Annotated in this window: 23 protein-coding genes and 1 tRNA gene; 12 read left to right on the top strand and 12 right to left on the bottom strand. The window is 69.6% G+C overall.

Features of this window, described 5'->3' with window-relative positions; all coding sequences use genetic code 11:
- The first annotated feature begins 53 nt into the window (after window positions 1-53).
- Window positions 54-1,361, top strand: coding sequence for a Rieske 2Fe-2S domain-containing protein (locus KQ305_RS05320; protein ID WP_259724387.1), 1,308 nt, complete (start codon window positions 54-56; stop codon window positions 1,359-1,361).
- 18 nt (window positions 1,362-1,379) lie between these two features.
- Here the strand turns inward: KQ305_RS05320 and KQ305_RS05315 are convergent, their stop codons facing one another.
- Window positions 1,380-2,030 carry a ParB-like protein gene (locus KQ305_RS05315; RefSeq protein WP_259724386.1) on the bottom strand — a complete coding sequence of 217 codons (651 nt, stop codon included), beginning with the start codon at window positions 2,028-2,030 and terminating at the stop codon, window positions 1,380-1,382.
- An 84-nt stretch (window positions 2,031-2,114) separates the two neighbouring features.
- Between KQ305_RS05315 and KQ305_RS05310 the strand changes: the two genes are divergently transcribed.
- Entirely contained in the window at window positions 2,115-3,254 is a 1,140-nt protein-coding gene (locus KQ305_RS05310; RefSeq protein ID WP_259724385.1) for a sirohydrochlorin chelatase, read from the top strand.
- Between the two features lie 389 nt (window positions 3,255-3,643).
- Window positions 3,644-3,877 (top strand): DUF2811 domain-containing protein, encoded by a 234-nt coding sequence (locus tag KQ305_RS05305; protein WP_259724384.1) that lies wholly within the window; start codon window positions 3,644-3,646, stop codon window positions 3,875-3,877.
- Between the two features lie 156 nt (window positions 3,878-4,033).
- Here the strand turns inward: KQ305_RS05305 and KQ305_RS05300 are convergent, their stop codons facing one another.
- The 7 genes from KQ305_RS05300 to KQ305_RS05270 all read right to left on the bottom strand — a co-directional run bounded on the left by KQ305_RS05300 (window position 4,034) and on the right by KQ305_RS05270 (window position 9,077).
- Window positions 4,034-5,704 carry a GMC oxidoreductase gene (locus KQ305_RS05300; protein ID WP_259724383.1) on the bottom strand — a complete coding sequence of 557 codons (1,671 nt, stop codon included), beginning with the start codon at window positions 5,702-5,704 and terminating at the stop codon, window positions 4,034-4,036.
- A gap of 22 nt (window positions 5,705-5,726) precedes the next feature.
- Entirely contained in the window at window positions 5,727-6,254 is a 528-nt protein-coding gene (locus tag KQ305_RS05295) for a hypothetical protein (RefSeq protein WP_259724382.1), read from the bottom strand.
- A gap of 109 nt (window positions 6,255-6,363) precedes the next feature.
- Window positions 6,364-6,440: transfer RNA gene (locus KQ305_RS05290), tRNA-Met, on the bottom strand.
- 77 nt (window positions 6,441-6,517) lie between these two features.
- Window positions 6,518-7,501: an asparaginase gene (locus tag KQ305_RS05285; RefSeq protein WP_259724381.1), complete on the bottom strand. Its 984-nt coding sequence runs from the start codon at window positions 7,499-7,501 to the stop codon at window positions 6,518-6,520.
- Between the two features lie 31 nt (window positions 7,502-7,532).
- Window positions 7,533-8,051, bottom strand: a complete 519-nt coding sequence (locus KQ305_RS05280; protein ID WP_259724380.1) for a CGLD27 family protein — start codon at window positions 8,049-8,051, stop codon at window positions 7,533-7,535.
- An 11-nt stretch (window positions 8,052-8,062) separates the two neighbouring features.
- On the bottom strand, window positions 8,063-8,449 hold the full coding sequence (rsfS, locus tag KQ305_RS05275) for a ribosome silencing factor (RefSeq protein WP_259724379.1): 387 nt from the start codon (window positions 8,447-8,449) through the stop codon (window positions 8,063-8,065).
- Window positions 8,442-9,077, bottom strand: a complete 636-nt coding sequence (locus KQ305_RS05270) for a DUF3318 domain-containing protein (protein WP_259724378.1) — start codon at window positions 9,075-9,077, stop codon at window positions 8,442-8,444. The genes rsfS and KQ305_RS05270 overlap by 8 nt, the downstream gene beginning before the upstream one ends.
- Before the next feature lie 123 nt (window positions 9,078-9,200).
- On the opposite strand from KQ305_RS05270, the gene carB reads away from it, so the two are divergent.
- The gene (carB, locus tag KQ305_RS05265) at window positions 9,201-12,524 is read left to right on the top strand and encodes a carbamoyl-phosphate synthase large subunit (protein ID WP_259724377.1); all 3,324 of its coding nucleotides are present in this window, start codon (window positions 9,201-9,203) and stop codon (window positions 12,522-12,524) included.
- Between the two features lie 22 nt (window positions 12,525-12,546).
- Window positions 12,547-13,224 (top strand): DUF3386 domain-containing protein, encoded by a 678-nt coding sequence (locus KQ305_RS05260; RefSeq protein ID WP_259724376.1) that lies wholly within the window; start codon window positions 12,547-12,549, stop codon window positions 13,222-13,224.
- A 10-nt stretch (window positions 13,225-13,234) separates the two neighbouring features.
- Here the strand turns inward: KQ305_RS05260 and KQ305_RS05255 are convergent, their stop codons facing one another.
- The gene (locus KQ305_RS05255; protein ID WP_259724375.1) at window positions 13,235-13,456 is read right to left on the bottom strand and encodes a DUF6447 family protein; all 222 of its coding nucleotides are present in this window, start codon (window positions 13,454-13,456) and stop codon (window positions 13,235-13,237) included.
- Between the two features lie 74 nt (window positions 13,457-13,530).
- Window positions 13,531-15,270 (bottom strand): ABC transporter ATP-binding protein, encoded by a 1,740-nt coding sequence (locus KQ305_RS05250; RefSeq protein ID WP_259724374.1) that lies wholly within the window; start codon window positions 15,268-15,270, stop codon window positions 13,531-13,533.
- Window positions 15,271-15,309: 39 nt separating this feature from the next.
- On the opposite strand from KQ305_RS05250, the gene KQ305_RS05245 reads away from it, so the two are divergent.
- The 3 genes from KQ305_RS05245 to folP all read left to right on the top strand — a co-directional run bounded on the left by KQ305_RS05245 (window position 15,310) and on the right by folP (window position 17,189).
- Window positions 15,310-15,528, top strand: coding sequence for an RNA-binding S4 domain-containing protein (locus KQ305_RS05245; RefSeq protein ID WP_259724373.1), 219 nt, complete (start codon window positions 15,310-15,312; stop codon window positions 15,526-15,528).
- A gap of 10 nt (window positions 15,529-15,538) precedes the next feature.
- Window positions 15,539-16,300, top strand: a complete 762-nt coding sequence (tpiA, locus tag KQ305_RS05240; protein ID WP_259724372.1) for a triose-phosphate isomerase — start codon at window positions 15,539-15,541, stop codon at window positions 16,298-16,300.
- Between the two features lie 88 nt (window positions 16,301-16,388).
- Complete coding sequence (gene folP, locus KQ305_RS05235; RefSeq protein ID WP_259724371.1) at window positions 16,389-17,189, top strand: dihydropteroate synthase; 801 nt, start codon at window positions 16,389-16,391, stop codon at window positions 17,187-17,189.
- A gap of 14 nt (window positions 17,190-17,203) precedes the next feature.
- On the opposite strand, the gene KQ305_RS05230 is transcribed toward folP, so the two are convergent.
- On the bottom strand, window positions 17,204-17,485 hold the full coding sequence (locus KQ305_RS05230) for a hypothetical protein (protein WP_259724370.1): 282 nt from the start codon (window positions 17,483-17,485) through the stop codon (window positions 17,204-17,206).
- Between the two features lie 138 nt (window positions 17,486-17,623).
- Here KQ305_RS05230 and KQ305_RS05225 point away from each other — a divergent pair, with 138 nt between their 5' ends.
- Window positions 17,624-17,827: a hypothetical protein gene (locus KQ305_RS05225; RefSeq protein ID WP_259724369.1), complete on the top strand. Its 204-nt coding sequence runs from the start codon at window positions 17,624-17,626 to the stop codon at window positions 17,825-17,827.
- A gap of 6 nt (window positions 17,828-17,833) precedes the next feature.
- Here the strand turns inward: KQ305_RS05225 and KQ305_RS05220 are convergent, their stop codons facing one another.
- The gene (locus KQ305_RS05220) at window positions 17,834-18,358 is read right to left on the bottom strand and encodes a LexA family transcriptional regulator (RefSeq protein ID WP_259724368.1); all 525 of its coding nucleotides are present in this window, start codon (window positions 18,356-18,358) and stop codon (window positions 17,834-17,836) included.
- Between the two features lie 80 nt (window positions 18,359-18,438).
- Here KQ305_RS05220 and KQ305_RS05215 point away from each other — a divergent pair, with 80 nt between their 5' ends.
- From KQ305_RS05215 to KQ305_RS05205, 3 genes are all read left to right on the top strand, one after another.
- Complete coding sequence (locus tag KQ305_RS05215) at window positions 18,439-18,948, top strand: cupin domain-containing protein (protein ID WP_259724367.1); 510 nt, start codon at window positions 18,439-18,441, stop codon at window positions 18,946-18,948.
- Between the two features lie 41 nt (window positions 18,949-18,989).
- Window positions 18,990-19,355 carry a hypothetical protein gene (locus KQ305_RS05210; RefSeq protein ID WP_259724366.1) on the top strand — a complete coding sequence of 122 codons (366 nt, stop codon included), beginning with the start codon at window positions 18,990-18,992 and terminating at the stop codon, window positions 19,353-19,355.
- A 41-nt stretch (window positions 19,356-19,396) separates the two neighbouring features.
- Window positions 19,397-20,309, top strand: a 913-nt coding sequence (locus KQ305_RS05205) for a DUF4912 domain-containing protein (protein ID WP_259724365.1), incomplete at its 3' end; no start/stop codon positions are given.

The following is a 20,309-nucleotide window of genomic DNA, read 5'->3' as shown; positions in this document are numbered from 1 at the left end:
CGGCAGCGATCAGGCCCGCGCAGCCGCCCGGCCCCCCCAGCAGAATCGGCAGCATGACGAACTCCGCCTGGCACCAGCACTGGTATCCGGTGGCCTATCTGCGGGACCTCGACCGCACCAGGCCCACCGCCTTCACCCTGCTGGAGGAAGATCTGGTGCTCTGGTGGGATGGCCCCGGCCAGCTCTGGCGCGCCTTCGCCGATGTCTGTCCGCACCGTCTGGTGCCCCTCAGCCAGGGGCGCCTCAACGGCTCCGGCGAGCTGGAGTGCCCCTACCACGGCTGGACCTTCGCCGGCGATGGCCACTGCACGGCCATCCCCCAGGCCGAGGCGGGATCGACCCCCAGCGCCCTCCGCTCCAGCTGCCGGGCCTACGCCACCGCCGAGGGCCAGGGCCTCCTGTTCGTGTTTGCCGGCGAGGCGGCTGCGGCCGCGGCGGTGCCCCTGCCCCTGGTGCCGGTGCTGGAGGAGTCGGGCTGGTTCGTGCAGGACACGTTCCGGGATCTGCCCATGGATGCCCTTACCCTGCTGGAAAACGTCCTTGACGTGAGCCATGTGCCCTTCACCCACCACCGCACGGTGGGAAAGCGGGAGAACGCCGCCCCGGTGAAGGCGTCGATCACCAGTGCCGGCCCCCAGGGCTTCACCGCCCTGTGGCAGGAAGGGCCTCGCAAGGGGACGCTCGGCAGCCAGTCCACCACCTTCGCCGCCCCCGGCCTGATGTGGCACGAGCTCACGGCGCCGGGCTTCGCCCGCATCCTCACGGTGGTCTATGCGACGCCGATCCGCCGGGGCGAATGCCGTCTGTTCGCCCGTTTCCCCTTCCAGTTCGAATCCCGCCTTCCCCCCCTGCTGCTGGGTCTGCGTCCCCTCTGGCTGCAGCACATCGCCAACCACACCGTGCTCGAGGACGACCAGGTGTTCCTGCACTGGCAGGAGCGGGTGCTGGAGCAGCGGGGTCGCAGCGGTGGGGCCGAGCGGGCGTTCTTCCTGGCCACCGGTGCCGATGTCTACGTCAAGGCCCTGCACGACTGGGTCAATCACCACGATGGCGACCCCTTCCCTGGCCAGCCCCTGCCCCCTCGCCTGGAGCAGGCGGCGCTGATGGATCGCTGGGCCAGCCACGGGGCGCACTGCGCAGCCTGCAGCGGCGCCCTGCGCGGGTTGCGGCGCTGGCGGCCGCTGCTGCAGGCGATTCCCTGGCTGGCCCTGCTGGCGGTCGCCTGGTGGCAGACCCCCCAGGTTCTGGTCGTGGCACTGCTGCTGACCGGAGCTGCTTTGCTTCTGGCCCAGCGCTTCAATCGCTGGGAACGGCTGCTGCTGGCCGGGGATGGCGCCCCGCCCCGCAACAGGCCCGACTGAGGCCTGAGGCGTGGGGCTTCAGCGCTTCCAGCCGGCCAGGTGCGAGGCGGAACCGGAGCGCACCAGGGAACGGGCGGCGGCCAGGGCCGGGGCCAGGTTGCTGGAGCTGAAGGGGGGCAGGGGGCGGCTGCGCAGCCAGGCTCCCCAGCGGAACTCGTGGAAGGGGATCAGGGGGGCAGGATCGATCATTCCCTCCTTCTTGAGTCGCCACACCAGGGAGCGGTAGGGATCGTCCTGGAGATCCGGCAGCCGCTGCGGCAGGGCTGCCGGCGCCAGGGGGCCATGGCCGCGGCCGTCATAGAGGTACAGCCAGCCCCGCGTCTGCAGTTCGGCCAGCACCGCCTCCGGTGGGTTGCCAGGCAGATCCAGCACCAGGTAGCCATAGGCCAGGGCGGCCGGATCGATTTCGATCAGCCCCCGCAGGCGGTGGTGGCGGTCGACCATCCAGAGCGCCCCGGCCCCACCGCGCACCAGGGGCACGGGTTTGCCGCGCAGGTAGCGCAACCGTTGCTCGGCCGTTTCCTGGGAGAAGTCCTGCTGGCGACTGCGCACCTCCGCCAAGCCCACGCACATCTGGGTGGGGTGAAGATCGGCGATGGCGACGCTGAGCAGTTCCGCCCTGGGACCCGGTGGGGGCAGGGGCCGGTAAGGGGGCAGGTGCAGGCTCATGGGTGCCGGTGGCTGACCCCCATCCTGGCGGCTTCCCGCCTGGTCCCAGCCGCGGGAATAGGGTCGATCGACGTGCAGACGTCCATGACCACCGCCCCTGACCGAGACGGCGCCCTGGAGGGACCCCACGGCCCGATCGGTGTGTTGATCTGCGGCCATGGCAGTCGCAACCGTCTGGCGGTGGCCGAATTCGCTTCCCTGGCCCACCAGCTGCAGCACCACCTCGATCCGGTTCCCGTCGACCACGGCTACCTGGAGTTCGCCCGGCCGATCCTGCGCGACGGACTGGACGCCCTGCGCGACCGCGGCGTACGCCACGTGCTGGCGGTGCCGGCGATGCTGTTCGCCGCAGGCCATGCCAAGAACGACATCCCTTCGGTGCTGAACACCTACGCCGCCGAAACGGGGCTGCGCATCGACTACGGCCGGGAGCTGGGGGTGGATCTCAAGATGATCCAGGCCGCCGCCGCCCGCATCCGGGCCTCCCTCGAGGTCGCCGATGCCGCCGCCCTTGCGGAGGGTCGCAGCCCCGTTCCGCTGCACGAGACCTTGCTGGCAGTGGTGGGGCGCGGCTCCTCCGACCCGGATGCCAATTCCAACGTGGCCAAGGTGATGCGGATGCTGGTGGAGGGCTTCGGCTTCGGCTGGGGGGAAACGCTCTATTCCGGTGTCACCTTCCCCCTGGTGGAGCCTGGCCTGCGCCAGGCGCTCAAGCTCGGCCACAGGCGCATCGTCGTCTTCCCTTACTTCCTGTTTTCCGGAGTGCTGGTGAGCCGGATCCGGCAGCACAGCGAGCGGGTCGCTGCCGACCATCCCGAGGTGGAGATGGTCCAGGCCGGCTACCTCGGCGACCATCCCCTGGTGCTGGACACCTTCCGGGAGCGGGTCGCTGAGGTGCTGGGGGGTGAGGCCAACATGAACTGCTCCCTGTGCAAGTACCGGGCCCAGGTGCTGGGGTTCGAGCGGGAGGTGGGGGCGCCCCAGCACAGCCACCACCACCACGTCGAAGGGCTGGTGGAAAGCTGCACCCTCTGCGAGCGGGAGTGCACGGGAGCCTGCCAACCCGATGGGGTGCCCCTGCCGGTGGGTGGCTCAGCCGGAGGTCATGGCCACGGTCAAGGCCACGGTCAGGACCACGGCCAGGAGGGCCACCACCACCATCCGATCTATCCCCATGCCGACCACCCGCTGGGCCCCCTCACCCTGCGGCGTCCTGCCGACTGAGCCTGCGCGTCAGGGTCTGATGACATCGCGGTTTCGTCCCTTGATTGGACTCGAGAGACTCGGCTCTGATCATTTTTCCCGATGGTTCGGGGCTTTCCCCCACCTCAATGCCGTTTTCCCCCGTTTCAAGGGGCTTTTTCCACAGATGGGGCCGTCCCGGCGGCCCTGGGGCCTGGGGGCTGGGGAAAGTGAAGGATTGCTCGGAAAGGACTTGACAGTGCTCGCCAGTGGCCGTCGGCCGCTGGCGTGTTGTGGGACACCCCAGCGTTGGCCCTGCCGGGGCAACGGGTCTCATCACCCCAAGCCGATGGTGGCTCCCATGAGGGCGTTTTTGACGCTGAGCCTTCCCTGTGGCGTACTTGGGGCGACCCCAGCAGCCCCCCACCAGCATGGCCATGGATCCAGAGTGCCCGGGGTGCGTCGGCGACGAAGCGAACGTCAGTCTGGAAGCTGAGGTGCCGGAGGTGCTCTACGAAGGCATGCGGGATTTCATCAAGACCCATCCCCACTGGGATCAATACAGCGTCATCACGTCAGCGTTGGCTGGATTCCTGTTCCAGAACGGCTGCCAGGAGCCCGTCGTTTCCCAGCACTACCTCGACGGACTTTTCCAGAAACCCTGAGACAAAAAAAAGCGAGGGTGCCAACCCCCGCTGATGGTTTTCTCCCTTGCCCGACCCTTCGGAGGTCGCCCCGTCATTGTGCGCTCGCTCCACGGGGAAGATTGTGGTGATCGACACCACCATTCCTCTCCTGTGACGGCTTCCTGACCGGCGCAGTCAGGCGCGTCGCATCCGGGCGGCGGCGGCGGCGCAGGCGCGCCAGGTGATCGCCATCTCGGTGAGGGTGGGGCTCTGCCAGCCGGCGCTGGGCCAGCAGGCCCCATCGGTCACCAGCACGTTGGGGGCTCCCCAGCAACGGTTCCAGGCGTCGACGACACCCTCCTCCGGGCGGTCGGCCATGCGGGCCCCGCCCAGTTCATGGATGTAGTACCCGGGCGGTGGGGGCTCGGGGCGTACCGCCAGGCTGTTGCGGATCAGGGGCTCCAGCAGGGGCAGCACGAACAGTTCCTCGATGGGCCGGATGCGGCCTCCCGCCGAAGCCACCACGGCCTCCATGCGCCCCTGCATGTGGGCCACCATCGCCCGCTCGTTGGTGCCCCAGCGGCACTCGATGTGGGGGATGGGCAGGTCCCAGGCATCGGTGCGGGAGCCATCGAGGCTCACCCGGTTCCCTTCCCGGGCCAGCACTTCCCCATGGCCGATCAGGAATCCCACCGCCTCCCCAGGGCGGCGCCTGAGCGGGGCGGGGGGATCGAAGCGCTGCAGGGCCGCCCAGATCCCGTAGCCCCGCAGAAAGTCCTCCTGACGGCGCTCGTCCAGATTCACCGTGTTGGGGATGAAGCAACTTCCGGCGCCGGAGAGCTCGGCGGGTTCGGCCGGCGCTTCGATGGCGGGGATCGAGAAGAACCGGCTGGTGGAGATGTGGTCCATCAGGAAGCAGCCCAGGCTTCCGGAGGGGTCGCTGAGGCCACCGCTGCGCATGGCGTCGCTCGAATGCAGCAACAGGCGCACCGTTTCGATCGTCGAGGCGCAGAGCACGATCAGGGGGGCGGCGATCCGCTCCCGCCGGCCGCTTGTCGCCTCCACCAGCACCACCGCCTCGGCCCGACACCCCCCCGCCCCCATCTCCAGATGGCTCACCACCGCCCCGCTGCGCAGCTGCACGCGGCCAGTGGCCAGGGCCCTGGCCAGGCTGAGGCCCTGGGCGCTGGAGGGGGGCCAGGGCGCCGCCGGGGAGGGCCGGTGCAGGCGGAAGCCGCGGGAGTGGATCAGCGGCAGGCCCAGGTCCCTGGCGATGGCCCCCTGCAGATGCCGCTCCCCCGGCGTGAACGGCAGCGGCGGCAGGAACTGGCCGTCAGGGAGCTGGCTCAGGCCATCCCGCTGGCCATGGACCCCCAGCAGGGTTTCCAGTCGGTCGTAGAAGGGTGCCAGCTCGGCGCTGCCGATCGGCCAGGCCGGGCCATGGCCATCCCGCCGGGCCGCCTGGAACTCAGCCTCCGAGAGGCGCAGGGTGATGCCCCCCCAGGTGAGGCTCTTGCCGCCCACCTGGCGCCCCCGGGTCCACAGGAAGGGAGCGTCCGGGGGGGTGCTGTAGGGGTTCTGGCGCTCGTCGACGAACAGCTCGGGGTTGTGCTTCCAGAAGCCCGGATGGTGCCGCTGCAGGCGCTGGCGGCCGCTGCTCAGGTGGGCGAGACGGCGCAGGCTGTTGAGCGGTTCGCTGCCCAGGGCCCGCCGGGCCGAAAGCTCCGGCCCCGCCTCGAGCACCAGCACCCGCAGCCCTGCTTCGGCCAACACCATGGCGGCCACCGATCCATTGGCCCCCGCCCCCACCACCACAGCGTCCCAGGGGGGCTCGCTGCCGGTGGAGGGGGATGGGGCGGCGGACATCGCAGGCGAACCGGTCCCGGCATCATGGAGGAGCGGCTGCCGGCCGCGGCAGGCCACAACGACGGCGCAGGGCCTGCATCAGCTGGGCCACGGCGTCCGGCTGACCCTGGAGGTGGAAGGCCTCCTGTTCGGCCACCCGATGGCCGTGGTAGCGGGTGGTGAGAATCCCCCCGATCTCCTGGCGCACCACCGGCGGCATCGGCGGCAGTCGCCAGCCGATCGGTGTCACCTTGCCGGTCGGGCAGCTCTGAACCGCATGCACGGCTTCGTGGAGGAAGGTCTGACGGGCGATGCCCAGCTCAAAGCTGATCGGGGCGATCCAGATCCGCCGCGAACCGGCCTCAAACAGCCCGTAGGCCCCACGCAGCGGTGGCGCGCTGATCTGGAGCCTGAATCCGAACCGCTGCAGGTCCCGCACCAGGGGCTGCAGGTCCGCCGGCAGGGCGCTCAGGGGTTTCGGTGCCAGGGGACCCTCCTCTGCCCGCGCCGGAACCTGAGCCTGCGCCTGCCAAGGAATCTGAGCTAGCGGAAGGGGGAGGGCCGGCAGCATGCCTGGATCGAGGCGGTGATCGCGGAGGTGATCGAAGCCATACAACAACAACCCCCCAGCCGGTGGCTGGAGGGTTGCTGGATGGAAACCCTTTGAGGACTTCCGGAGTTGGTGGCGGGGAGGAGATTTGAACTCCTGACCTTCGGGTTATGAGCCCGACGAGCTACCAGACTGCTCTACCCCGCGTCGCACCAACAGATCGTATCAGCTGATGCGCCCGCCCCTGGATCGCCTGATGGGGTCAGGGGAATCGGCAGCCCGCCTCAGGAACGGGCGCCATCGAAACGGAGCTCGCCGATCACCTCCAGGCGCAGGTGGTCGGCGGGGGCGAGGTAGCGCTGGCGCAGCTCCACCAGGGTGGTGGGGGTGAGCCACTCGAGCTGTTCGAGCAGGTGCAGGGCCACCGCCTGCTTAGCCCGACGGGCGCCGTCGTCGACCTTGATGGCCACCCCCATGCCCTCGCCCACCCGGCTCAGGCACTGGATGCCCTCCGCCCCTCCCTTACTCAGCACCTGGCCGTGGCCCAGGCGCATCACTTCAGTGTCGAACTCGCCTTCGCCGGCGATCAGTTCGGGGTGGGCGAGCATCGCCCGGCTGAGTCGTTCAAGGTCGGCCTGCTCCCCGCCACCGAGATGGGCATACAGCAGGGCCATCTGGGCAAGCTGCAACTGCAAGGTGGGGGCGCCGCAGTCGTCCCTTGCGCTGATGAGTTCGGCGCCCGGCAGACCCAGCAGTTCCCCGACCCGCTTGATCACCGCCTGCTGCAGGGGATGGTCGCTCTGCAGATAGCTCTCCAGGGGCCAGTGCATCTGCCGGCAGGCGGCCAGGAAGGCCGCGTGCTTTCCAGAACAGTTGTGCTGCAGCGGGCTGCTGCCCCCGGCTGGGGTGGGGCACTGGAGGTCCTCGGTGTCGAGCTCGGCCCCCCAGAGCAGCTTGAACGCCTCCCGGGCCTGCTGGGCGGTGCCGGCATGGGAGGCGCAGGCGATCGCCAGGCCCCGCTCGCCGGCCCCCATTCGATCGGCGGCACCGCTGCCCACGAAGACGGTGGCCTGGAAGGGCTTGAGGGCCGAGCGCACGAAGCTCAGTTGCTGGGGGTCTCCGGCGCGCATCAGCACCCTGCCCCGTTGGTCGCAGACCACCGCATGCACCCGGTGCCTCGATTCCACAATGCCGTTGCGCAGCAGGCGGACCTCCAGGGGGGGAATGCCGGGGCGGCCCGGGCCGGCGAAGCTGGAGGACAGGGTCATGGCGGTCTGAAAGGGTCCGTGGAGGCCGACCTCACAGAGCCTGGCAGAGCCCCGTCCCGACCAGCATCAGGACGATGGCCACGGCGATGGCCTGGTGCAGGCGGGCCAGCACGGGTTGGACTTGGTGCCTGGCTACGAGCAGATCCTGTTGGCGCCAGGTGATCGGTTTTTCCCAAACCTGGCCGTCATACCAGCCCGATTCCTCGTACTCGACCTTTTCCGAAACCAACCGCTTCTGCACATAGGTCCAGCCGAGCCACTGGCGCAGCAGCAGGAACATCGGCAGCAGCACGGCAGCAGCTGCCGCAGCGATCACCAGCTGCGGCGGATCGTGGCGCAAAGGGATGCTGCCCCCCGCCACCAGCAGCGCCAGGGGAAAGGACAGCAACCAGGTGAGACCGAGGGGGCGCCAAAGGCCTCTGGGGCCTGCGGCGGGCCAGCGAAAGAACCAGGAGCGGCTGAGCTGGTCGTATTCCTGCAGGGGCCGCTGGGCCGGGGGCACCGGACAGGGGGCGTCCTGGCTGGGCAGGCTGGGAATGCCGGCGGCCATTTGACCTTCCCTCAGCCGCCGACCTGGGTGGCACCGCTCACCTCGATCGGGGAGCTGACGAACCGCTCCTGCTCCCCGTGGCCCCAGAAGGATTCGAGGTCGTAGTAGCTGCGTTCCTGGGGGGTGAGCACGTGAACGATCAGTTCGCCGTAGTCGAGCAGCACCCAACGGCCTTCGCTCTGGCCCTCGCGCCGCAGGGGCAGGCGGGCCGCGTCGGTTTCGAGCCGATCTTCCACCGAGCGGGCGATGGCGCGCACCTGCACGTCGCTGAGACCGCTGCAGATCACGAACCAGTCGGCCAAAGAAGAGATCTCATCCACACGGATCAGACGGATATCAACGGCCTTGCGGTCATCGCAGGCTTCGGCGGCGAGCAGGGCGAAGTCGCGACTATCCATAAACGTTCTCACTGGTGACCGACTGGCGGGAGCCCTGTTGCTGTGCCATTTCGGCACGGGCCTTGCCGGCACTCTTGCGCAGGGCCTCGAGGCGATCTTCGTAGAAGGTGCGGCGACGCTTCTTGCGGGTTTGCTCGACGAGCTCCTTGAGGGCGCCCCCCAGGCTCTTGTAGGCGTTGGGCAAGCTGTACCCAAAACGACAGGCCAGGTCGATGGCCCTCTCGTCAGCCAGGATCGCGTCCTGCAGTCGCTTCTCGGAGTTGTTCTTCAGATAAAGGCGGTAGCCGGCGAAGCCGGACAGGCCCAGGGCCATCACCAACAGCAGCCCGTCCTGAACCCAGAGTTCGCCAATCGCTCCGCCGAGGCCGATGGCCAACGCCGCCATCTCCCAGCCATCCCGGGGGATCGCATCATTCTGGATGCGGCCCACCTCGTGCCAGAAGAGGAGATTGCGATGGTCGAGGGCCAGCCCGTCCCATTTCTCGAGATCCACCTGAATTTCCACCTCGTCACGACCGATCTCCTCGATCGTCACCAAGGGTGGGTCCACGGAGGCGGCCGCTTCCACGAACACCCAGCTCTGCATCTCAGGGGGCAGCATCCCCTTCAGGCGCTGGAGTTCGCTCATCGGCGGCGTCTCGGGCATTAGGTATTCCATCAGATTAGCGATTGCCTGCGGTGCCAGCGGGCCGGACAGGCCGGTCGGGACGGCGACCGTGAGAGGCTGGGCGGGTTTGCCCGTCCACGCCCTATGCCCCGCCGCACGGATCTGAGGCGCATCCTGCTGCTGGGGTCAGGACCGATCGTGATCGGCCAGGCCTGCGAGTTCGACTATTCCGGCACCCAGGCGTGCAAGGCCCTGCGGGCCGAGGGCTACGAGGTGGTGCTGGTGAATTCCAACCCGGCTTCGATCATGACCGATCCGGACCTGGCGGATCGCACCTACATCGAGCCCCTGACCCCCGAGGTGGTGGCCCGGGTGATCGAGGTGGAACGCCCCGATGCCCTTCTGCCCACCATGGGCGGCCAGACCGCCCTCAACCTTGCCGTTGCCCTGGCCGAGAACGGCACCCTGGCCGCCTACGGCGTCGAACTGATCGGCGCCGACCTCGCGGCGATCCGCAAGGCCGAGGACCGCTTGCTGTTCAAGGAGGCGATGGCCCGCATCGGCGTGGCTGTCTGCCCATCGGGGATCGCCAACGACCTCGAGGAGGCCATCCGCGTCGGTGAGGACATCGGCAGCTATCCGCGCATCATCCGCCCAGCCTTCACCCTGGGGGGATCCGGCGGCGGCATCGCCTACAACCCCGAGGAATTCCAGGCCTTCTGCAAGAGCGGTCTGGAGGCCAGCCCCGTCTCCCAGATCCTGATCGAGAAGTCGCTGCTCGGCTGGAAGGAGTTCGAGCTCGAGGTGATGCGAGACACCGCCGACAACGTGGTGATCGTCTGCTCGATCGAGAACCTCGATCCGATGGGGGTCCACACCGGTGACTCGATCACCGTCGCCCCGGCCCAGACGCTCACCGACCGGGAGTACCAGCGCCTCCGCGACCAGTCGATCGCCATCATCCGCGAGATCGGCGTGGACACCGGCGGCAGCAACATCCAGTTCGCCATCAACCCTGCCAACGGCGACGTGGTGGTGATCGAGATGAACCCCCGCGTCAGCCGCAGCTCGGCCCTGGCCAGCAAGGCCACCGGCTTCCCGATCGCCAAGATCGCCGCCCGGCTCGCCGTGGGCTACACCCTCGATGAGATCGTCAACGACATCACCGGCGCCACACCGGCCTGCTTCGAGCCGACGATTGATTACGTCGTCACCAAGATCCCCCGCTTCGCCTTCGAGAAGTTCCGCGGCTCACCGGCGGTGCTCACCACCTCGATGAAGTCGGTGGGTGAAGCGATGGCCATCGGCCGCAGCTTCGAGGAATCCTTCCAGAAGGCGCTGCGGTCGCTCGAAACAGGCCATGCCGGCTGGGGCTGCGACCGCCCAGACCTTCCCCTGGATGCGGCCGACCTGGAGCGCCAGCTGCGCATCCCCTCGCCCGACCGGATCCATGCGGTGCGCGCCGCCATGGTCGCCGGCCGCAGCGACGACGAGATCCACCGGCTCAGTGCCATCGATCCCTGGTTTCTGGCCAAGTTGCGCCGGATCCTGGAGATCGAGAACGCCCTGCTGCGGGGGAGGTCGCTGGAGGCCATCGGTGCCGGGGACTTCCTGGAACTCAAACAGTGCGGATTCAGCGACCGGCAGATCGCCTGGGCCACCGGCAGCGACGAACTGACGGTGCGCCGCCGGCGCCAGACCCTGGGGGTTCGGGCCGTGTTCAAGACGGTCGACACATGCGCCGCCGAGTTCGCCTCCTCCACGCCCTACCACTACGCCACCTACGAGCGGCCCCTGGAGCGGCTGGAGGCCGACGGTTCCCTCACCGTGCTCGCCCCCGAGGACGAGGTGACCCCCGAGACCCGCCGCAAGGTGATGATCCTGGGCGGTGGTCCCAACCGCATCGGCCAGGGCATCGAGTTCGACTACTGCTGCTGCCACGCCTCCTTCGCGTTGCGGGCGGCCGGTTTCGCCACCGTGATGGTCAACAGCAACCCGGAAACCGTCTCCACCGACTACGACACCAGCGATCGCCTCTACTTCGAGCCCCTCACCCTTGAGGATGTGCTCAACGTCATTGAGGCGGAGAAGCCCGAGGGGGTGATCGTCCAGTTCGGCGGCCAGACCCCCCTGAAGCTGGCGCTCCCCCTGCTGCGCTGGCTGGCGAGTGAAGAAGGCCGCGCCACCGGCACCCGCCTCTGGGGCACCTCACCGGAATCGATCGACCGGGCCGAGGACCGGGAGCAGTTCGAGGCGATCCTGCGGCGCCTGGAGATCCGCCAGCCCCGCAACGGCCTGGCCCGCAATCAGGCCGAAGCCCGGGCGGTGGCGGCCACCGTGGGGTACCCCGTCGTGGTGCGTCCCAGCTACGTGCTCGGGGGCCGGGCCATGGAGGTGGTCTTCGACGAGGAGGAGCTCAACCGCTACATGGTGGAAGCCGTGCAGGTGGAACCCGACCACCCGGTGCTGATCGACCAGTTCCTGGAGAACGCCATCGAGGTGGATGTCGATGCCCTCTGCGATCGGGAGGGGACGGTGGTGATCGGCGGGCTGATGGAGCACATCGAGCCGGCCGGGATCCACTCCGGCGATTCCGCCTGCGCCCTGCCCTCGGTGTCCCTGGGGCCCGAGGCCCTGGCCACGATCCGCCGCTGGAGCTCGGACCTGGCCCTGGCCCTGGAGGTGCGCGGCCTGATCAACCTGCAGTTCGCGGTGCAGAACGATGGTGCCGGCAATGAAACCGTGTTCATCATCGAAGCCAACCCGCGGGCCTCGCGCACCGTTCCCTTCGTGGCCAAGGCCACCGGCGTGCCCCTGGCCAAGATCGCCAGCCAGCTGATGGCCGGCCGCACCCTGGCGGAGCTGGGCCTGCTGGCCGAGCCCCAGCCGCCCCGCCAGACCGTGAAGGAGGCCGTGCTGCCCTTCAAGCGCTTCCCCGGCGCCGACACCCTGCTGGGTCCGGAGATGCGCTCCACCGGTGAGGTGATGGGGATCGCCGCCAGCTTCGGCCTGGCCTACGCCAAGGCCGAACTCGCCGCCGGTGAACCCCTGCCCACCGCCGGCACCGTGTTCCTCTCCACCCACGACCGCGACAAGCCCGCCCTGGTGCCGGTGGCCCGGAATCTTCTGGCGGCGGGTTTTGCCCTCACCGCCACTGCCGGCACCGCGGCGATGCTGGCCGAAGCGGGCCTGGCGGTGGAGCCGGTCCTCAAGGTGCATGAGGGCCGCCCCAATATCGAGGATGCGATCCGCTCCGGCCTGGTGCAGCTGATCGTGAACACGCCGGTGGGGCGCCAGGCCGCCCACGACGACCGCTATCTGCGCCTGGCGGCCCTCGACTACGCCGTGCCGACAGTCACGACGATGGCGGCGGCAAGGGCGGCGGTGGAGGCCATCGCCGCCCTTCAGCAGCAGCAGCAGGTGGAGGTGGCCGCCCTGCAGGACATTCACCCACCCTGGGTAGGGTGATCGCCCGATCGTCCCTCCCCCCGTGACCAGCACCCTGGCTGCCCAGCCCGTCGCCCCCGGCAGCGACCTGCGCGAGGTCTTTCGCGCCGCCTACGAGAACCGCTACACCTGGGAGCCGGGCTTCGGCGGCTATGGCGGCCGCTGCGTCTGGGAGCAGGACGACCGGCGCCTCGCAGGCACGTTTCAGGTCGGCGCCGACCTCAAGGCGGTGGTGGAGGGCCTCAGCGATGAGGAGGTCCACAAGGCCGTCGCCTCCCAGCTGTGGGAAGTGGCGATCCACCGGGTGCGCCGTCCCTTCGAGCAGACCCATGGCGCCAACACCTTCACCGCCGGTGACACCGATGCGGTGGGCACCGAGGTGATCATGGGCGGAAAGGCCGAAGGCGACCGCTACCGCATCAAGGACAACGTGGTGACGATGGTGCACCGCCACATCCACGGCACCGTGGTGACGATCTTCACCGAAAGCACCACCGACACCGGCAGCGGCTACCTGAGCCACAGCTACACCAGCCGCTACAGCGACCCTGCCAGCGGTGAGGCCCGCGGCGGCACCAGCCGCTTCACCGACACCTTCGTGCCCTTGGCGGATGTGGGCCCCTGGGTGCTGAGCGAGCGGGTGGTGGAGACGGAGGCCCACGGCGACACCCCGGCCAGCCGCCAGGTGTTTCGGTTCGAGGATCTCGCCCCCCTGGTTTAGGTGCCGGGGCTCAGGGCAGTGGCGTGATCGTTTTCAGCTTGTCGTTGAGCTGGCTGGCCATCGCCTGCCGGCCCACGGCCAGCACCTTCAGGGTGTCTTCGTGCATGCGCAGCTGGGCATCGGCCACCTGCATCCCCCGCACCAGCTCCTTGACCTCGTCGGGCAGACCGTTGAGGTCGTAGCGCAGGCCCTCGAAGGTCAGCACGGGCGGTTGCTGGCTGGGAGTTTCCAAGGTGGTCGGCGCAGTTCTAGACCACCCTAGGGGGCAGGCCAGATCCCTTTTGCCGACCGACCAGGGGGCCTGATTCAGGCCTCCAGACGGATGAACTGGCGTTCGCACAGCTCCCGGTAGCGGCCACCGCTGGCCATGAGTTGGTCGTGGCTGCCCTGCTGGACGATGCGGCCGCCGTCGAGCACCACGATCAGATCGGCCTCCTGCACGGTGGCGAGCCGGTGGGCGATCACCAGCACGGTGCGGCCGGCCATGGCCTGCTGCAGGCCCTGCTGCACCGCCTCTTCGGCCTCCGCATCCAGGGCGCTGGTGGCCTCGTCGAGGAGCATCACCGCCGGGTTGCCCAGCACGGCACGGGCGATCGCCAGCCGCTGCAGCTGGCCGCCGGAGAAGTTGCTTCCCCGCTCCTCGAGGCGGCTGTCGTAGCCGCCGGGGAGGCTCTCGATGAAGTCCGCTGCATTGGCCAGCCGTGCGGCCTGGCGGATCTGCTCAATGCTGGCGGGGCGGCCGAAGGCGATCGCCTCGGCCACCGTGCCCGAAAAGACGCTGCTCTGCTGGGGCACCAGGGCCACGGCGCGGCGCAGGTCACGGGCCCGCAGGTCGGCCAGGTTCTGGCCATCGAGCAGCACCCGGCCGCTCTGGGCGGTGTTGAAGCGCAGCAACAGCGAGAACAGGGTGCTCTTGCCGGCGCCGGAGGGTCCCACCAGGGCCACGACCTGGCCGGGCAGGATGTGGAGATCAAGCTGGCGCAGCACCGGGCTGCCGCCCTGATAGCCAAAGCTCACCCCGTCCAGCACAAGCTCCCCGGACACAGCTCCCAGGGGCCTGGCCTCGGGGTGATCAGGCGGCTCCACCGGCTCGTTCTCGATGGCCCGCAAGCGCTTGAGCGAGGCCTGGCCCTGCTGGAACTCGTTGAAGTTGGTGGTCAGGTGGGAGATCGGATCGATCAGCATCAGCAGGGCCGCCACATAGCTGCTGAATCCCTGGCTGTCGAGGCCGCCGGCCTTGATCCGCGCCGCCCCGATCAGCAGCACCGAGAGGATGCCTGCCGCTTCGATGAAACCCACCACCGGGTGCTGCAGGGCCAGTAGTTCCAGGGTGCGGTAGCGGGCGCGCCGGTGCAGGTCGATCTCGGTGTCGAACCGCTGCTGCAGCCAGGGCTCCGCGGCGAAGGCCCGCACCAGGGGCAGCCCACCGATCGCTTCAGCCAGCAGGGCCGCCAGATCGCTGACCTGCTTCTGGCTGCGCTCGGCGGCGGTCATCACCCGGGCCCCGAAGGCGCTCACCATCAGCGCCACCAGGGGGGCCAGCAGCAAGGTGGCCAGGGCCAGGGGCCAGTCGAGCCAGACCATGTACCCCAGCACCACGACCAGCTGCAGGGCGCTGGGAGTGGTGTCCTGAATCGTCTTGTAGATCACCTCACCCACCCGGTCGGCGTCTTCGGTGAGCCGGTAGGTGAGATCGCCGGCGGAGAGCTTCTCGAGGGCCCCGAAATCGAGCCGCTGCAATCGGGCGAACAATTGCCGCCGCAATTCCTGGCTCACCTGCAGGGCCGGGCCCGCCAGCAGGGTGTCCTGCCCGAACTGGGCGATCTTCTGCACCAGGAACACCGCCAGGGCGGCGGCCACGCTGCGCAACACCTTGGCGAAATCGCCGGCGCCGATGGCCGGGATCAGCTGGCCCGCCAGCCAGGCGAGCAGGGGCCAGCAGCCCACGAACACGAGCATGCACAACCCCCCTAGCAGCAGGGGTCGCCGATGGGGCTTCAGCAGCGGCCAGAGCCTGCGGAAGCCGGCCGGCGAGGGTGCAAGCATCGACGAACCCTATCAGCGCTCTTCGGGCGTCCCCTGACGTTGAAGCTGGATCAATTCCTCAAATGGCAGGGCCTCGTTGGCACCGGCGGCGAGGCCAAGCAGCGCATCCAGCGTGGCGATGTGACCGTGAACGGCACGATCGAGACCCGGCGCGGCCGCCAGCTGGCTCCCGGCGATGCGGTGGCCATCGACGGCCATGAGGTGCTGATGCTCTCCAGGCGGCTGGGGGGTGGGAGCGATGGCAGCATCACGCCTTAACCTGCCTCGAATGTCGCCGACAGGAGAGCCCGTGCGCAAGGCCGTCATCGCAGGCAACTGGAAGATGCACATGACCTGCGCCCAGGCGCGGGCCTTTGCGGCCACCTTCCGGCCCCTGATCGCCGATCTGCCCGATGACAGGGAGGTGGTGCTGGCCCCTCCGTTCACGGCCATCCCCACCCTTTGCCGTCACCTGGCCGGCGCCGGCGTTGCCATCGCGGGCCAGAACGTCCACTGGGAGGAGAGCGGCGCCTACACCGGCATGATCTCCGCCCCCATGCTCCTGGAGCACGGGGTCACCCACGCGATCGTCGGCCACAGCGAGCCGCGCAAGTACTTCAGCGAAACCGACGAGCAGATCAACCTGCGGGCCCGCACGGCCCAGAAGACGGGTCTGATTCCGATCCTGTGCGTCGGCGAGAGCGACGACCAGCGCGAAGCCCGAGAAACCGAGCGGGTGATCCACCGCCAGGTGGAGCAGGGGCTGGAGGGCGTCGATCCCCTGCGCCTGATCGTGGCCTACGAGCCCATCTGGGCGATCGGCACCGGCAAGACCTGCGCCGCCGAGGAGGCCAACCGCATCTGCGGCCTGATCCGCGGCTGGGTGGGCCATCCCGAGGTGGTGGTGCAGTACGGCGGTTCGGTCAACCCCGCCACCATCGACATGCTGATGGCCCAGAGCGACATCGACGGCGTGCTGGTGGGTGGCGCCTCCCTCGATCCGGTCAGCTTCGCCCGCATCGCCAACTACCAGGTGCCGGTGCCGGTCTGAGCCGCCTGCCGCCGCTCTGAACGCTGTGGGCGTCGTCCCGCCTGTCGCTGCACCACCCGGTTTCCGCTGGGGGGATCGCACTCTCGTGATGGGGGTCCTCAATCTCACCCCCGATTCCTTCAGTGATGGCGGCCGTTTCGAGGCCCCCGACGTGGCCCTGCGACGGGCCCGACTGCTGCATCGCCAGGGGGCCGACCTGCTTGACCTGGGGGGGCAGAGCACCAGGCCCGGGGCGCCCGAGGTCGGTGCCGACGTGGAGATCGCCCGGGTGCTGCCTTGCCTGGGGCGGATCCTGGCGGCCTTGCCGCCGCCGGAGGCCGGAGGTCCCCTGCTCTCGATCGACACCTTCCTCGCCCCGGTGGCCGAAGCGGCCCTGGCGGCCGGGGCCCACTGGATCAACGATGTCAGCGCCGGTCGCCGTGATCCCGCCCTGCTGACCGTGGTGGCGGCCGCCGACTGCCCCTTCGTGCTCATGCACAGCCGCGGCGACAGCCGCACGATGGACGCCCTGGCCACCTACGGCGATGTGGTCGCCGAGGTGCGCCAGGACCTGCTGCGCGCCACCGACCGGGCCCTGGCGGCAGGGGTGCGCCCGGAGCGGATCCTCTGGGATCCGGGGCTGGGTTTCGCCAAGACCACCGCCCACAACCTCACCCTGCTGCGGGGGCTGGCCCTGCTGCGGGCGGAGGGTTTTCCCCTGCTGGTGGGGCCGTCTCGCAAGCGCTTCATCGGCGAGGTGCTGGCCGAGCCCCGCCCCCGGGCCCGCCTGTGGGGTACCGCAGCGGTCTGCGCCCAGGCCATCGCCGCCGGTGCCGACGTGCTGCGGGTGCACGATGTCGGGCCGATCGTGCAGACGGCCCGCATGGCCGATGCCCTCAGCCGCGCCTGATCCCGTCCGGCCGATCAGTCCGGCAGATCCTCCTGCCGTCCCGTCAGCAGGGTCTGCACCATCAGCCGCAGGGTGGCCCGGTTGCCGCCGGCGGCCCGCCAGCTCTCCAGCCACTGGAGCAGGGGCGAGGTCGTCCCTTCCCCATCGCTGTGCTGGCCCAGGCCCAGCCGTTCCAGGAAGGCGCTGGCATCGTCCAGGCAGGAGCCCCCCTCGCCGAAGCCATCCAGTAACGGATCGAGGGCGGCCAGCAGGGTCTCCAGTTCGGCGGTGCTCAGCTCCGGCAGAGGCTCGATCATCGAAGCAAGCAGGGGCGGCGTTGCCGCTCATCGCCCCCAGCATGACGCCTGGACGGCGCTGTCCCGCCGGCCGGAGGCGGCCGCGCGCCTCCGGCGCCCCTAGTCTGAAGTCAGCACAGCGCCGCACCTGCTTTCACCGTGCTGAAACTCTGCCTGCAGGTGCTCGTCTGCATCACCATCGCCCTGCGCTGCATGGTGATCTTCGGCCATCTGCGCAAGCTCTGGATGGCGGACGGATTGGCCGGTGAATTCCGGCGTGAGCTGCGCCGGCGCGGCCTGCTGATGACCCCTCCTGCCCTTCCCAGCGATTCGCGCGCGCTGCCCCACCGCGCTGATCCGTGAAGCCGATCAGTGACGCCTGGAGGGGGCGCCAGCCAGGTGATGCACGGCGTGGATCACGACGCCCCAGAGGTCTGCATCGGCGCCACTGCCATCGCCACTGCCATCGCCACTGCCATCGCCACTGCCACCACCACCGCTCCCTTCGTCGCTGAGGAGCACCAAGGGCGGACTGGTGCCGTCGCTGGCCACCAGCCACAGGCCGCTGCCGCGGCGGGCCAGGCGGCGCAGCAGGAAGGCGCCGCCGTGCACCACCACCACCACCATGCCGGGCCGGGGATCGACGCTGCGGTCGATCACCAGCAGGTCACCGTCGACGATGCCGTCCCCCCGCATGGCATCGCCGCTGACGCGCATGAAGAAGGTGCACAGCGGGCGGGGGATCAGTTCCACGTTGAGATCGATGCGGGCCTCCACGTAGTCGTCGGCGGGGCTGGGGAAGCCGGCGCTGACGGCTTCGGTGGCCAAAAGACAGAGGAGCGCCGCGGCTCCCTGCCGCGGGGGCAGCGGTACCTGGGGAGGGAGGGGAAGCATCGGCCCACGGCAGTACGAATATTCTACTCCGGGCGGCCCCTGCCGCGGGATCATCGGCGGCGACCCCCTGCCGTCAGGCCATGGCCCCCCGTCCGGAGGCGTTGATCGCCCGCTTCGCCCTGCAGCCCCACCCGGAGGGGGGCTGGTACCGGGAGCTGCACCGCTCCGCCGGCCAGGTGAAGCGCAGCGGGGACGGGCGGCAACGCGCCGGACTCACGGTGATCGTTTTCCTGCTGACGGAGGGGCAGCGCAGCCGCTGGCACCGGGTCGCGGGGGGCGATGAGGTGTGGCACCACGCCGGCGGTGATCCCCTCGACCTCTGGCGGCTGCCGCCGCAGGGAGGCACAGCCGAACGGCTGCTCCTCGGTCCCCTCGTCGCTGCTGCCGTCGCCGGTGAGGCCACTGATGCTCCGGAGCCGAGCCCCCTGCAGGTCGTGCCGGCGGGGTGGTGGCAGGCGGCCCGCAGCCGGGGGCGATGGAGCCTGCTGCACTGCTGCGTCGGGCCGGGTTTTGCGTTCGAGGATTTCCTTCTGATGGCCGATCTGCTGCCGGCCGAGCGGCCGGCCGGCGCTGATCCGGCACTGCTCTAGGTCAGTCCGCCACCATGGAGGGGTGATGGATCGGATGCGGGATGGGCTGTCCAAACTGCGGCAGTTGGGCTGTGCGCGCCGACCGCAGCCTGGCGGGTCGCATGGTCTGCGCCCGCTGTGGAGAGCCGCTGGGGATCGGCAGGGCCCGTCGGGTCGCCAGCGGCACGCGCCGCCGCGGGAAGGGGCGCGGCAACGCCCTGGCCCTGCCCCGTCGCTGGGGCCTCTGGCTGACGCTGGGGTCCCTGCTGACGGTGTCGGCCCTGCTGGCAAGCGTTCCGGAGCGCCCGAGCCGGCCGCTGGAGCGCCGTGGCGCCGACCTCACGCAGGGCCCGATGCCGCTGCGGCCCGATGATCCCGGCCGCTTTTCGGGTTGTCGCTATCCGCTGACAAAAGCGATCCCGACCTAATCGCGTCGGTGATGATGGGATGTAACAATTGTTGAAATATTATGGCCAGGACCAACCCGTTCGCGAACCTGGCCGACCTCAGCATGCGTCAGTTGCGCGAGCTGGCCAGGAGCCTGGGAATTCAGCGCTACAGCGCCCAGGACAAGGGGGGCTTGGCCGAGGCCATCGCCGATCGCTCCGGAGACGCCGGTGCGGCGCCGACGGAAACTTCAGTCCAGATGGGACGGACGGTTGCAGCCCTGGAGGCGGAGATGCTCCCGGCGCCGCGGCCCGCCGCCGAGACCCGCGTCGTCTTCCTGCCCCGTGATCCCCAGTGGGCCTATGTCTTCTGGGACATCTCCGAGGACGACCGCTCAGGCGCCCTCCATGCCGGTGCCTCCCAGCTCTGCCTGCGCGTCGCCGACGTGACTGGTCTGGCCGGTGGTTCTGCCCACCCCCACACCCTCCAGGAGGTGGTGGTCGACAGCCATGCCACCGAGTGGTACCTCCCCGTTCCCCTCTCCGACCGCGATTACCGGGTCGAGCTCGGCTACCGCAAGGGCGGTGGCGGCGGCTGGATCTCCCTGGCCTATTCCTCGGTCGCCCGGGTGCCGTCGTTGCATCCCTCTGAGCAGATCCTCGATCAGTTCGTTCCTTTCTCCCTCGAGGCGTTCCCCTCCTCCGCCAGCGCCAGCCTGCCGGCTCCCGCCGAAGCGGTCGATTCCGGCCTGCACGAGCGGCTCTACCAGAGCGCCACCAGCCAGTGGCGCCGCCTGGGCCGCGGCTCCGAGGCCTTCCACGAGCTCGAGCGCGACTCTGCCGCCGGCCTGCAGAGCGGCGGCGAGTTCTCCGCCTCCGGCGCCGGCCCCTGGGCCTCGGGCCGCAGCGCCTCCGGCATGGGTGGGGTGGGCTCCCGGCAGCGGTCCTTCTGGCTGGTGGCCGATGCCGAGCTGATTGTGTATGGCGCCACCGATC

Origin of the sequence: Synechococcus sp. CS-1332 (assembly GCF_025127995.1) — a bacterium.
In the GTDB taxonomy this organism is placed as follows: Bacteria; Cyanobacteriota; Cyanobacteriia; order PCC-6307; family Cyanobiaceae; genus Cyanobium.
This window is presented reverse-complemented; position numbering and strand designations above follow the sequence as displayed.